Source organism: Aminobacter sp. MET-1, from assembly GCF_026521175.1.
GTDB lineage: Bacteria > Pseudomonadota > Alphaproteobacteria > Rhizobiales > Rhizobiaceae > Aminobacter.
In genome coordinates, this window is sequence record NZ_JAMSHL010000006.1 from 53,201 (window position 1) to 66,583 (window position 13,383).

General features: G+C 63.6%; 13 protein-coding genes. 9 read left to right on the plus strand and 4 right to left on the minus strand.

Going from position 1 to position 13,383, the window contains the following annotated elements:
• Positions 1-12: 12 nt before the first annotated feature.
• From fabF to fabD, 4 genes are all read right to left on the minus strand, one after another.
• Complete coding sequence (gene fabF / locus NDO48_RS10690; RefSeq protein WP_026227009.1) at positions 13-1,275, minus strand: beta-ketoacyl-ACP synthase II; 1,263 nt, start codon at positions 1,273-1,275, stop codon at positions 13-15.
• A 30-nt stretch (positions 1,276-1,305) separates the two neighbouring features.
• On the minus strand, positions 1,306-1,542 hold the full coding sequence (locus tag NDO48_RS10695; RefSeq protein ID WP_018427111.1) for an acyl carrier protein: 237 nt from the start codon (positions 1,540-1,542) through the stop codon (positions 1,306-1,308).
• Between the two features lie 247 nt (positions 1,543-1,789).
• On the minus strand, positions 1,790-2,527 hold the full coding sequence (gene fabG / locus NDO48_RS10700; protein ID WP_018427110.1) for a 3-oxoacyl-[acyl-carrier-protein] reductase: 738 nt from the start codon (positions 2,525-2,527) through the stop codon (positions 1,790-1,792).
• Between the two features lie 56 nt (positions 2,528-2,583).
• Positions 2,584-3,525, minus strand: coding sequence for an ACP S-malonyltransferase (fabD, locus tag NDO48_RS10705; protein WP_267321453.1), 942 nt, complete (start codon positions 3,523-3,525; stop codon positions 2,584-2,586).
• A 445-nt stretch (positions 3,526-3,970) separates the two neighbouring features.
• On the opposite strand from fabD, the gene NDO48_RS10710 reads away from it, so the two are divergent.
• The 9 genes from NDO48_RS10710 to NDO48_RS10750 all read left to right on the plus strand — a co-directional run bounded on the left by NDO48_RS10710 (position 3,971) and on the right by NDO48_RS10750 (position 13,306).
• Positions 3,971-5,833 carry an LTA synthase family protein gene (locus NDO48_RS10710; RefSeq protein WP_416377195.1) on the plus strand — a complete coding sequence of 621 codons (1,863 nt, stop codon included), beginning with the start codon at positions 3,971-3,973 and terminating at the stop codon, positions 5,831-5,833.
• 299 nt (positions 5,834-6,132) lie between these two features.
• A complete protein-coding gene (gene rpsF, locus NDO48_RS10715) occupies positions 6,133-6,591 on the plus strand; it encodes a 30S ribosomal protein S6 (protein WP_267321455.1) in 459 nt (152 codons plus the stop codon).
• Positions 6,591-6,839 carry a 30S ribosomal protein S18 gene (gene rpsR, locus NDO48_RS10720; protein WP_018427106.1) on the plus strand — a complete coding sequence of 83 codons (249 nt, stop codon included), beginning with the start codon at positions 6,591-6,593 and terminating at the stop codon, positions 6,837-6,839. Before rpsF ends, rpsR begins: the two co-directional genes overlap by 1 nt.
• A gap of 217 nt (positions 6,840-7,056) precedes the next feature.
• Positions 7,057-7,632, plus strand: coding sequence for a 50S ribosomal protein L9 (gene rplI, locus NDO48_RS10725; protein WP_018427105.1), 576 nt, complete (start codon positions 7,057-7,059; stop codon positions 7,630-7,632).
• A 136-nt stretch (positions 7,633-7,768) separates the two neighbouring features.
• Positions 7,769-9,058 (plus strand): class I SAM-dependent methyltransferase, encoded by a 1,290-nt coding sequence (locus NDO48_RS10730; RefSeq protein ID WP_018427104.1) that lies wholly within the window; start codon positions 7,769-7,771, stop codon positions 9,056-9,058.
• A 55-nt stretch (positions 9,059-9,113) separates the two neighbouring features.
• Positions 9,114-9,437 (plus strand): YnfA family protein, encoded by a 324-nt coding sequence (locus NDO48_RS10735; RefSeq protein ID WP_267321456.1) that lies wholly within the window; start codon positions 9,114-9,116, stop codon positions 9,435-9,437.
• Between the two features lie 190 nt (positions 9,438-9,627).
• Positions 9,628-11,124: a replicative DNA helicase gene (locus NDO48_RS10740; RefSeq protein WP_267321457.1), complete on the plus strand. Its 1,497-nt coding sequence runs from the start codon at positions 9,628-9,630 to the stop codon at positions 11,122-11,124.
• A gap of 124 nt (positions 11,125-11,248) precedes the next feature.
• The gene (gene radA, locus NDO48_RS10745; RefSeq protein WP_018427101.1) at positions 11,249-12,652 is read left to right on the plus strand and encodes a DNA repair protein RadA; all 1,404 of its coding nucleotides are present in this window, start codon (positions 11,249-11,251) and stop codon (positions 12,650-12,652) included.
• A 27-nt stretch (positions 12,653-12,679) separates the two neighbouring features.
• Positions 12,680-13,306 (plus strand): CvpA family protein, encoded by a 627-nt coding sequence (locus NDO48_RS10750; protein ID WP_018427100.1) that lies wholly within the window; start codon positions 12,680-12,682, stop codon positions 13,304-13,306.
• Positions 13,307-13,383 lie beyond the last annotated feature (77 nt).

Sequence of the window (13,383 nt, forward strand, 5' to 3'; positions counted from 1 at the left end):
ACCCACAGCCTGTCAGCCGTTATAGCGCCGGAAGACCAGCGAGGCGTTGGTGCCGCCGAAACCGAACGAGTTCGAAAGCGCAACGTCGATCTGCCTGCTGCGCGGCTTGTTCGGCACCAGATCGATCGCGGTTTCGCGTTCGGGATTGTCCAGATTGATCGTCGCCGGCGCGATGTTGTCGCGAATGGCGAGGATCGAGAAGATCGCCTCTGCCGCACCTGCTGCACCCAGCAGGTGGCCGATCGACGACTTGGTCGACGACATCGACACCTTCGAGGCAGCATTGCCGACCAGACGCTCGACAGCGCCCAGTTCGATGGTGTCGGCCATGGTCGAAGTGCCATGGGCATTGATGTAGTCGATGTCGGCGGGCGTCAGGTCGGCACGCTTCAGCGCTGCAGACATGCAGCGGAAGGCGCCGTCGCCATCCTCGGCCGGAGCCGTGATGTGATGGGCATCGCCGGTCAGTCCATAACCGACCACTTCGGCGTAAATCTTTGCGCCGCGAGCCTTGGCATGCTCGAGTTCCTCGAGAACCACGACGCCTGCGCCCTCACCCATGACGAACCCGTCACGGTCGCGATCATAGGGACGCGAAGCCTTCTCAGGCTCGTCGTTGCGATCGGTGGACAGCGCCTTGCAGGCCGCGAAGCCGGCCAGCGACAGACGCGTCACCGGAGCTTCGGCACCACCGGCCACCATCACGTCGGCATCGCCGAACATGATCAGGCGGGCAGCGTCGCCAATGGCGTGCGCACCGGTCGAGCAGGCGGTGACCACGGCATGGTTCGGCCCCTTGAGGCCGTGCCGGATCGAAACCTGGCCGGAGACCAGATTGATGATCTGGCCGGGAATGAAGAATGGGCTGATGCGGCGCGGGCCGCGTTCCTTGAGTATCAGGGCATTTTCGGCAATGCCGTCAATGCCGCCGATGCCTGAGCCGATCATGACGCCGGTCGCGTTCTGCTCGTCCGGCGTCTTGGGCTCCCAACCCGAATCCTTCAACGCCTCGTCGGCGGCTGCGATCCCGTACAGGATGAAGTCGCCGATCTTGCGCAGTTCCTTGGGCTCAAGGACCGCTTCGGGGTTGAAGGTGTTGTTGGAGCCGTCACCCCTGGGGATGACGTTCGCGATCTTGCATGCAAGGTCGTCGACTTCGAATTCCGTTATCCGCCTGGCAGCGCTCCGGCCGGAAAGAAGCTCTTTCCAGCCGTGTTCATAGCCCATGCCGTACGGCGAAAGCAGGCCAAGGCCCGTGACGACCACACGCCTCATCGCTGGCATCCCCGATAATCCAAGGGACGCTTAGGCCGAAGCCTTGTCGATGTACTTGACGGCGTCGCCAACGGTCAGGATGGTCTCGGCCGCGTCATCGGGAATCTCGACGCCGAATTCTTCTTCGAACGCCATAACGAGCTCGACCGTGTCGAGGCTGTCCGCGCCCAGATCGTCAATGAAGCTTGCAGCTTCCGTCACCTTGTCGGCATCGACGCCAAGGTGTTCGACAACGATCTTCTTGACGCGCTCTGCGGTGTCACTCATGTGGGCATCCTCAGTCTTGTGTTTCTTCGGTCTTCGTTAGCGGGCGGAATGCCGCTAATCAAGCTCAATTCTGCGCTTTCCAAAGCGCACGGGCAGCGGTCCGGTCAAGGTCCAGCCACCTGATGGGGCGCGGCAATACACGAATTCTTTACCGCGTCCAAGGGCCAAAGGGCCGGTTATCCCGGCCTATCGACCGCTGTCGGGCAATTCCGGCACCTCTGAACGGGCCGGATCGCACCAATCCAGCTCAGATCATTGCCATCCCGCCGTTGACGTGGATGGTCTGGCCGGTGACGTACGCGGCCTCGTTGGAGGCAAGATAGGCAACCGCCGAGGCGACTTCCTGGCCGGTTCCCATGCGCTTGGCAGGAATAGCGCCCATGATCGCCTCTTTCTGCTTGTCGTTGAGCTTCTCGGTCATCGCCGATTCGATGAAGCCCGGGGCAACGCAGTTGACGGTGATGTTGCGGGTCGCGATCTCCTGCGCCAGCGACTTCGAGAAGCCGATCATGCCGGCCTTCGACGCGCAGTAGTTGGTCTGACCGGGATTGCCGGTCACGCCCACCACCGAGGTGATGTTGATGATGCGGCCGTGACGGCGACGCATCATCGGATGGGTCAGCTCGCGCGTCAGGCGGAACATCGCCGTCAGATTGATCTCGATGACCTGGTCCCAGTCTTCGTCGGACATGCGCACGAACAGACCGTCCTTGGTGATGCCGGCATTGTTGACCAGGATGTCGACACCTTCGAGCTCGGCCTCCGCCTTCTGGCCCAGCGCCTTGACCTCGTCGCGGTTGCCGAGATTGGCCGGGAACAGCTTAACGCGGTCGCCGAGATCGTTGGCCAGGGCCTCGAGTTTCTCGACGCGGGTGCCGTGCAGGCCGACGATGGCGCCCTGCTTGTGCAGGATGCGGGCGATTTCTTCGCCGATGCCACCGGAGGCGCCGGTGACGAGTGCCTTGCGGCCGGTCAGATCAAACATTGTTCCACTCTCCTTGGAGCACACCCTTCACACGGGCGGGGGGGCGTTCGAATTGTTCAGGCGAGCGCGGCGACTGCCGCGTCGACGTCTGCCGGGTTGTTGACGGCAGCGGTCGCGATTTCCTTGTTGATGCGGCGGGCGAGGCCCGACAGCACCTTGCCGGCACCCACTTCATAAAGAGTGGTGACGCCGTTGTTGCCGAACCACTGGACCGTCTCGGCCCAGCGGACGCGACCCGTCACCTGCTCGACGAGGCGGGCGGCGATCTCTTCCGGATCGGTGATCGGCTGCACGGTCACGTTGGCGACGACGGGCACGACAGGCACATTCTTCTTCACGCCGGCGAGCGCCTCGCGCATCTTTTCGGCCGCCGGCGCCATCAGCGCCGAATGGAAGGGTGCGGACACCTGCAGCATCAGCGCGCGCTTGGCGCCCTTTGCGGTGCTGAGCGCTGCGGCACGTTCAACCGCTGCCTTCTCGCCGGAGATAACCAACTGGCCGCCGCCATTGTCGTTGGCGATCTGCACGACCGAGCCCTGAGCGGCCTCGGCGCAAGCCGCATCGACGTCAGCCTGATCGAGGCCGATGATCGCTGCCATCGCACCCTGGCCCGCCGGCACAGCCGCCTGCATGGCATCGCCGCGGATGCGCAGCAGGCGCGCTGTGTCAGCTACGGAAACGAAGCCGGCCGCCGCAAGCGCGGAATATTCGCCAAGCGAGTGGCCGGCAACGAAAGAAACCTTGTCCTTGAGCGAAAGCCCACGCGATTCCAGCGCGCGGAACGCCGCCATCGACACGGCCATCAGCGCCGGCTGGGCATTGGCGGTCAGCGTCAGCGTCTCCTCGGGACCTTCCCAGATCAGCTTCGACAGCTTTTCGCCGAGCGCGTCATCGACTTCCTCGAAAACCCGGCGCGCTTCGGGAAAAGCATCGGCGAGTTCCTTGCCCATGCCGACAGCCTGGCTGCCCTGCCCCGGAAAAGTAAATGCGACGGCCATTCTTGTCTCCTGGCTGCTGGCGCATCGCTCGAAGGCTTGTACGCCCCCTGATTGGCGCGATGCGCAGACATAACAAACCGAAGTACGCTTGCCGCCCCTGGGGAACGCCGGGCACTCCGGATCGCTGTGGCTCTGGCGCAATGCGCCCTGTCAAGTCAAGCCTTGTGCGTCTTCAGGCCCGAAACGGGCCGATAATCACACAATGATTAGGCCAAAACACGATTTGTTGGCCAACGCTTCTCAATTTTGCCATAAGCCCTAGCTTCTGCATGACAGTTTGATGACGTTCAGGTGACGTTCAGGTGACGTCTACATTATGAAGCCGTCATGAACTCGGGGAAGCATTGAGTTGGGAAGTGTAGACGATAACGGCGTCGCCGCCGCGCAGAGCGTTGCCAACGCGGATCAGACCGCGTTCTGCCGGCGCGCCTATGCGCTTGGCGTGATGCGTTCGGTGATGGTGACGCTGGCGGTTTCGGCCGTGCTGGTCTTTGCCATCGAGCTGATCGCGCGCGGCTCCCTCATCGACACCATCAACTTCTTCCAGCAGCCCTTCAAGCCGAGCTGGACCACGGTCGCGCTGTTTGCGCTGATCCTGATCGGCCTCGACGCGCTCCTCGGCCGGCCGCACAACGGCCTTTTGATCGTCGCCCCCGTTGCGCTGACGCTAGCCTTCGTCGGCCACCAGAAGTCGCTCTATCTCGGCGATCCGCTCTATCCGACCGACTTTCTCTACGCCCGCCAGATCGTGGAATTGATGCCGCTTCTGGTGCGCGAACGCCCGTGGACCGGCGTCGGCATCGCCGTCGGGCTTGTCGCCGGCATCTCGCTGCTCGTGCTGGCCTGGCGCCATTGGCGCCGCCGCATGCCGGCGCTGTCGTTCTGGGCGCGCATCTCGCGCCTTGCCATTGCGCTGCCGACGCTCGCCTTCTTCGTCTCGATCATGGACTACGCGACCTTCTCGTGGACGCGCGATCGGCTGCAGATCATTCCGATGATGTGGGACCAGAAGGAGAACTACGCCTCCAACGGCTTCGCCATCGCCTTTGCGCTCAACGTGCCGATGGCCAAGGTCAACGCGCCGCAGGGCTATACGGAAAAGGCGATCGATGCGATTACGCGCACCGACGTCACGACCTCCCTGCCCGAGGAAAAGCCCGACATCATCGTGGTGATGAGCGAATCTTTCTGGGATCCGACGCGCCTGCCCGGCGTGGAGATCAGCCCGGACCCGATCCCGAGCGTGCGCGCCGCGCAGTCGGGCCACGTCTTCTCGCCCGAATTCGGCGGCATGACGGCCAATGTCGAGTTCGAGGCGCTGACCGGCTTCTCCAACGCGTTTCTGCCGGCCGGCAGCATCCCCTACCAGCAATATGTGCGCAATCCGGTACCTTCGATGGCAACCTTCCTGCGCAGCGAAGGCTACGAGACCAAGGCCATCCACCCCTTCGGCGGCTGGTTCTGGAACCGTGCGCCCGTCTACAAGGCCTTCGGCTTCGACGAGTTCATGTCGGAAGAGAACCTTCCGCCGCTGAAGAAGCGCGGCCCGCTCGCTTCCGACGAGGCGCTGACCGAAGAGATTATCCGTCAGGCCGATGCCACGGACCATCCGTTCTTCTACTTTGCCGTCAGCCTGCAGAGCCACGGCCCCTATGAGCCGGGCCGCTACAACGACGCCACCCACAAGGTCGAGGCCAGCAAGCTGTCGCAGTGGACGCGCGATTCGATCCTGACCTATGCCGAGGGCGCCTCCGACGCCGACCGCAGCCTGCAGCGCCTGATGGACTGGGCCAGCAAGCGCGAACGCCCGACCGTGATCGCCTTCTTCGGCGACCACCTGCCGCCGCTCGGCCCCGTCTATGTCGACACCGGCTTCATGAAAGAGCCGGTCGCCAAGCGCAAGGCGCCGATCAACGACATGCTGGTGCAGCACGAGACGCCGCTGGTGGTGTGGTCGAACCGCACGGGTGCGGCGCGCGACATCGGCTCGATCAGCCCGGCATTCCTGCCGCTGCATGTGCTTGAGACCGCCGGGATCACCCACCCCTATTACACCGGCTTCCTCGGCGAGGTGCACGACCGCTTCCGCGTCGTCGACCGCAACGTGCTGCTGCCGCGCCTCGGCGAGACACAGTTCGACTGGTCGCGCCAGAAAGAACTCGACCCTGCGATCCGCGATTTCCGCTGGCTGCAGTACGACATGATGTTCGGCAAGCGCCGTGGCGCCAAGGAGTTCTTCCCCGAGACGGTCGACAAGGTCGTGGCCAACCGCACGCGCTCGCCGCTGTTCCTGCGCGAAGACGCGTAGCCAGCCCTGAAAATCGGCCGGAAAAGGCCGGTTTCGCCCGATATCTCGGCCCTGCCTCTTGCCTTATCGGCCCTTTGCCTGTAGACGCCCGCCATCTGCCGGTCCCAGCTGGGGGCTGAACGGAGGGCCGGAGGTTTTCTCGGAAACTTCCGCGTGAAGCGAAAACGCTTCCGCCTCCCGTGTCTCCGCTCTCGACCGTCTCGTCACGCACCTTTCTTCCCCGCATCGCGGGTTAGCAGAGGTCGCAGAGGCTCTAGCCGCCGGGACCGGAAGATGGAAACGAAGAAAGGCAAAGAACTATGGCTCTTTACGAACATGTGTTTCTTGCCCGTCAGGACCTCTCGCAGCAGCAGGTCGATGCACTTGTCGAACACTACAAGGGCATCATCACTGCAGCTGGCGGATCGGTTGGCCGGGTCGAGAACTGGGGCTTGAAGTCCCTCACCTACCGCATCAACAAGAACCGCAAGGCGTATTACACGCTTATGGACATCACCGCTCCGTCGGCTGCCGTCAAGGAAGTCGAGCGCCAGCAGGGCCTGTCCGAAGACATCCTCCGCTTCATGACCGTCAAGGTCGAGGCACATGAGGAAGGCGTGTCCGCCATGATGCAGAAGCGCGAAGAGCGCTCCGAGCGTGGCGACCGCGGTGGCTTCGGCGACCGTCCGCAGCGCAGCTTCGGCGACCGCGACCGCGGCGACCGTGGTGATCGTGGCCCGCGCCGTCCGCGCGAAGGCTTTGAAGGGGGTGCAGAATAATGGTCGACATCAATCAGATCCCGACCCGTCGTCCTTTCCATCGTCGTCGCAAGACCTGCCCGTTCTCCGGCGCCAACGCTCCGAAGATCGACTACAAGGACGTGCGTCTGCTGCAGCGCTACATTTCCGAGCGCGGTAAGATCGTTCCCTCGCGCATCACCGCCGTCAGCCAGAAGAAGCAGCGTGAACTCGCCCAGGCGATCAAGCGCGCCCGCTTCCTCGGCCTGCTGCCCTACGTGGTGAAGTGATATCCGTTCCGGCCCGGCGGCACCTGCCCCGGGCCGGAACATCTCCCTCCGCGACGGGCGTGGCAGGGTAGTCCTCAAAATCCCGGGTTGGGTTTTCTCAGGAAACCCTAACTGCCGCGACAGGCAGGACAGCGACACAGGCGCCACGCGCCCTTCTTGCTTCCTTGCCCGTTGAACCCAATTCGCTGCCTTTGCAGCCAACGAAAGGACAAGGAAAATGGACGTCATTCTCCTCGAACGTATTTCCCGCCTCGGCCAGATGGGCGACACCGTCAAGGTCAAGGACGGCTTTGCCCGTAACTTCCTGCTGCCCAAGGGCAAGGCGCTTCGTGCCAACGAAGCCAACAAGAAGAAGTTCGAAGGCCAGCGCGCCCAGCTCGAAGCCCGCAACCTCGAGCGCAAGACGGAAGCCCAGCAGGTCGCCGACAAGCTCGACGGCAAGACCTTCGTGGTCGTGCGCTCGGCTGGTGAAACCGGCCAGCTCTACGGTTCGGTCTCGACCCGCGACGTCGCCGACATCCTGATCGCCGAAGGCTTCACGGTTGCCCGCAACCAGGTCGAGCTGAACCAGCCGATCAAGACCATCGGCCTGACCAACGTGGCGATTTCGCTGCACGCCGAAGTCGAGGTCACCATCACCCTCAACATCGCCCGCACGTCGGACGAAGCAGAGCGCCAGTCGAAGGGCGAGACGCTCACGACCGCCGAAGCCATCTACGGCGACGACATCAACGAGAACGCCCGTCCGGACGCCTTCTTCGATCCGAACGCCGAAGAAGAAGACGACATCTAAGCTTCGTCTTCCTCCAGTTTTCTGGACCAAGCCCGGGCGGAAACGCCCGGGCTTTTTTGTGCCTGGTGGAACTTGCCAAGGGCTGCATCATTGAAGAGGATCACAAGACAGGACTGACAGATCGCGAGCACTGCCCATGAATGTGTTGCTTCAGCGCATCCTCGGAAGACTTGTACGCGTAGGAAACCTGACCGTGACCGGTCCGAAGGGAAGCACCCATCGGTTCGGCGACGGCAGCGGCGAACCTGTACACATGGTGATCAAGACCCGCCACGCGGAGCGCGCGATCACCTTCGACCCGATGCTGGCCATTCCCGAGACCTTCATGGACGGCGAAATGGACATCGTCGGCGGCGACGTGCTGGGACTGATGCGGATCGCCTTCCAGAATCTCGGCAACGGCACAATCGACGCCGCCTGGACACGCGCCATCGACGGGCTGCGCGTCGCCTTCCGCCGTTTCCAGCAGGTCAACACTGCGGCGCGTGCCAAGCGCAACGTCCAGCGCCACTACGACCTGTCGGGCGACCTCTACCGCCTCTTCCTCGATGAGGACATGCAATATTCCTGCGCCTATTTCGCCGAGCCGGAGATGACTCTCGAGGAGGCGCAGCTTGCCAAGAAGGCGCATCTCGCCGCCAAGATGCGCCTGAAGCCCGGCCAATCGGTGCTCGACATCGGATCCGGCTGGGGCGGGCTCGGGCTTTACCTCGCCCGCTCCTTTGACGTGCAGGTGCTCGGCGTCACCTTGTCGACGGAACAGCACGCCGTCGCCACCGAGCGCGCCCAGGCCGAGGGGCTCGAAAACCAGGCCCATTTCGAAATCAGGGACTACCGCGACCTCGTCGAGCGCTTCGACCGCATCGTCTCGGTCGGCATGTTCGAGCATGTCGGCGTCAACCACTACCGCGCCTTCTTCGACACGGTGGCCAAGCGTCTGAAGCCCGACGGCGTCATGGTGCTGCACGCCATCGGCCGCGCCGGCCCACCGACGGCGACCAGCGCCTTCATCCGCAAATACATCTTCCCCGGCGGCTACATCCCGGCACTGTCGGAAGTGCTTCCGCATATCGAGAAATCGGGGCTCATGGTCACCGACGTCGAGATCCTCCGACTGCACTACGCCGAGACGCTGAAGCACTGGCGCGAGCGCTTTCTCGCCAACCGCGACAAGGCCAAGGCGATTTATGACGAACGTTTCTGCCGCATGTGGGAATTCTACCTCGCGGCGTCCGAAGCCGCCTTCCGTTGGCAGGACCTCATGGTGTTCCAGATCCAGCTTACCCATCGCAACGACACGCTGCCTGTCACCCGCGACTATATCGGCAAGTGCGAGAAGGCTCTGGCCATGCACGCGATGGCGCATCGCAAGGCGGTTCCCGCGGCCAAGCCGCCGCGCAAACGCAGGGTGACCGACAAGGAATAGCTTGCGCCTCATGCCGCTCCCGTAGGAAAAAGCCCTTCTCATCGCGGGCTTTTTCATGACCTACGCCATCTACATCGCCGCCGCCCTTGCCGAAATCGCCGGCTGCTTTTCATTCTGGGCGTGGTGGCGGCTCGACAAGTCGGCGCTGTGGCTCATTCCAGGCATCGTCTCCCTGATCGCCTTTGGCTGGCTGCTGGCCCTTGTCGAGGCGGACGCCGCCGGCCGCGCCTATGCCGCCTATGGCGGCATCTACATTGCCGCGTCGCTCGGCTGGCTGTGGCTCGCCGAAGGCGTGCGACCCGACCGCTGGGATCTCATCGGTGCCGCCATCTGCATCTTCGGCGCTTCGGTCATCCTGCTCGCGCCGCGCGGGGCATAACTGAATATTCCTGTTTTGTTCCTAGCTGACAGCGATTAGACTCGCTGCGATTCGCGTCAACCGGATTTCTCGCGACGGCGTGCTGGCCTGTGGACGAGTGTGAACAGCGGGCAGCGTGCAAAATAGACGCAGTCGTGCCCGCGGGCGCATCTGCTAGTGAGAACGTTCGGGTTCAGAGACGGGGAAGACATTGGCCGAGGCAGCGCGCAAGTTTGAAGTGGCGGAAACCCCGCTCTACCGGGAAGCCCCCAACAACATGGAGGCCGAACAGGCGCTCCTGGGCGCCATGCTGGTCAACAACGACGCCTTCTACCGCGTCTCGGACTTCCTGAAGGCTACCCATTTCTACGAGCCGCTGCACCGCAAGATCTTCGAGGTCTCAGCCGAGCTCATCCGCATGGGCAAGATGGCGAACCCGGTCACCATCAAGACCTTCCTGCCGGCCGACGAGAAGGTCGGCGACATGACAGTGTCCCAGTATCTGGCGCGCCTCGCCGCTGAAGCCGTCACCGTGATCAATGCCTCGGACTACGGCCGGGCCATCTACGACCTCGCCACGCGCCGGGCGCTGATCACCGTCGGCGAGGACATGGTCAACATCGCCTATGACGCGCCTGTCGACATGTCGCCTGCCGAGCAGATCGAGGATGCCGAGCGCCGCCTGTTCGAGCTCGCCGAAACCGGTCGCTACGACGGCGGCTTCGAAAGCTTCTCCGATGCAGTCAAGACGGCAATCGACATGGCCAGCGCGGCCTACATGCGCGACGGCCATCTCTCCGGCGTCTCCTCGGGCCTGCAGGACCTCGATACCCGCATGGGCGGCCTGCAGTCTTCCGACTTGATCGTGCTCGCCGGCCGCCCTGGCATGGGCAAGACCTCGCTCGTCACCAACATCGCCTTCAACGTTGCGCATGCCTATGTGCCGGCGCAGCAGGCGGACGGCTCGTTCAAGGCCGAAAATGGCGGCGTCGTCGGCTTCTTCTCGCTCGAAATGTCGTCCGAGCAGCTCGCCACCCGTATCATTTCCGAGCAGGCCGAGGTGCCCTCCTCCAAGATCCGCCGCGGCGATCTCACCGAGACCGACTTCGAAAAGCTGGTCAGCTGCACCCAGACGCTGCAGAAAATCCCGCTGTTCATCGATTCGACCGGTGGTATCTCCATCGCCCAGCTCTCGGCGCGCGCCCGCCGCCTCAAACGCCAACGCGGCCTTGACCTCATCATCATCGACTATATCCAGCTGATGCAGGGTTCGTCCGCCAAGTCGTCGCAGAACCGCGTCCAGGAAATCACCGAGATCACCACCGGCCTCAAGGCGCTGGCCAAAGAGCTCAACGTTCCGATCATCGCACTGTCGCAGCTGTCACGTCAGGTCGAAAACCGCGACGACAAGCGTCCGCAGCTCTCCGACCTTCGTGAATCGGGCTCGATCGAGCAGGACGCCGACGTCGTGATCTTCGTCTATCGCGAGGAATACTACCTCAAGAACAAGGAACCGAAGCCCGGCACCGACGAGTACCTGCAGTGGGAAGTCAACATGAACGAGGTGCGCGGCAAGGCCGAAGTCATCGTGGCCAAGCAGCGTCACGGCCCCACCGGCACCGTCAGCCTCGGCTTCCAGGGCGAATTCACCCGCTTCTTCGACCTCGCCCCCGAGCATCATTTGCCGGACAGGTTTGGGGAAGAGTAGCGCATGCGCGAATGTGCGCTCGTCATCGGTGATGGTGGCAGGCCAGCGCGCCGCTCTGTCCGGCAGGACAGAGGGGGGCAACGTAGGATTCTGCCTTTCCATTTTTCCGAAAGGCACCTCACCCATGGCTAAGGCCCGCACCCAGTTCATCTGCCAGAATTGCGGCGCGGCGCATCAACGCTGGGCCGGCAAGTGCGATTCCTGCGGCGAGTGGAACACGCTCGTCGAGGAAGGCACGGCCGGCGGTATCGGCAGCGGACCGTCCTCGCTCAAGAGCGCGCGCAAGGGCCGCGCCGTCACGCTGACGTCGCTCGACGGCGACATCGAGGATGCCCCGCGCATCATCTCGCGCATCGGCGAACTTGACCGTGCCACCGGCGGCGGCTTCGTCCGTGGCTCGGCATTGCTCATTGGCGGCGATCCCGGCATCGGCAAGTCGACGCTGCTCACCCAGGCAGCGGCGGCACTTGCCAGCCAGGGCCATCGCATCGTCTACGTTTCGGGCGAAGAGGCTGTCGCCCAGATCAGGCTGCGCGCCCAGCGCCTTGGTGTTGCCTCGACGCCCGTGGAGCTTGCCGCCGAAACCAATGTCGAGGACATCCTCGCCACCATCGCCGACGGCAAGCGGCCGGACCTCGTCATCATCGACTCGATCCAGACGCTGTGGACCGACCTCGCCGATTCCGCCCCGGGAACCGTCACCCAGGTGCGCGCATCCGCCCAGGCAATGATCCGCTACGCCAAGTCGACGGGTGCCGCTGTCGTGCTGGTCGGCCATGTCACCAAGGAAGGCCAGATCGCCGGCCCGCGCGTGGTCGAGCACATGGTCGACGGCGTGCTCTATTTCGAGGGCGAAGGCGGCCACCACTACCGCATCCTGCGCACTGTCAAGAACCGATTCGGCCCTACCGACGAGATCGGCGTCTTCGAAATGTCCGACAAGGGCCTGCGCGAGGTCGCCAACCCGTCCGAACTGTTCCTAGGCGAACGCCATGCCAAGGCGCCGGGAGCAGCCGTGTTTGCCGCAATCGAGGGTACCCGCCCGGTGCTGGTCGAGATCCAGGCGCTGGTAGCACCTTCCACGCTGGGTACGCCGCGCCGCGCCGTCGTCGGCTGGGATTCGTCGCGCCTGTCGATGGTGCTCGCCGTGCTCGAGGCCCATTGCGGGGTGCGCTTCGGCCAGCACGACGTCTATCTCAACGTCGCCGGTGGCTACCGCATTTCCGAGCCCGCCGCCGATCTCGCTGTGGCTTCCGCACTGGTTTCATCGCTCACCGGTATTGCCCTGCCCGCGGATTGCGTCTATTTCGGCGAAATCAGCCTCTCGGGCGCGATAAGACCCGTTGCGCATGCGCAGCAGCGCCTTAAAGAGGCCGAAAAGTTGGGGTTCGGAAGGGCCGTACTGCCCTCCGGCAGTGGGGACACCGCAGGCGGCTCAAGTGCCGGAACGTTCCAGCCGTCCGAGCTTTCTGATCTGGTGGCACGGATAGCCGGCTCAAGACGAAGCCGCGCGGAAGAGACGGACTGACACCGTCGTCATGGAGTGAGTGACACGATGCCGATTACGCTGCTCGACGGAATTCTGGTCGGCTTCACCCTCGTTTCGGCGATGCTCGCCATGGTTCGCGGTTTTTCGCGCGAAGTGCTGTCCATCGCATCCTGGGCGGCGGCGGCGGTTGCGGCCTTTCTGTTCTACAAGCCGGTCGTGCCCTACGTTCAGCCCTATATCGAGAACGAGAAGATCGCCATGGCGGCTGCCGCCGGCGTCGTCTTCATCGTGGCACTCATCGTGGTCACCATCATCACGATGAAGATCGCAGATTTCATCATCGACAGCCGCATCGGCGCGCTCGACCGCACGCTGGGCTTCCTTTATGGCGCCGCGCGCGGCGTTCTGGTGGTCTCGGTGGGCCTGTTGTTCTTCAACTGGCTGGTGGGCGACAAGTCGCCGGCCTGGATCTCCGAAGCCAAGTCGCGGCCGCTGCTCGAGAGCATCGGCACCACGCTCGAAAACATGCTGCCCGAGGATCCTGAGAAGTCGATCCTGAAGAAGCTCAACCCGCAGAGCGGCGAGCCCGGCACGGCAGCGCAGCCGACCGACGGCACCGAGCCGGTCGACGGCGAAGCGGATGCTCCGGCCGAACCGGCGCCTGCTGCGCAGCCGCCCAAGACCAGCAATTGACGATGGCGTGAGAGGCAGCGGAACTTCCGTTGCCCTTCCCGTCCCTTGGCACTATATAGCGTTTTTGCGACAAGAGG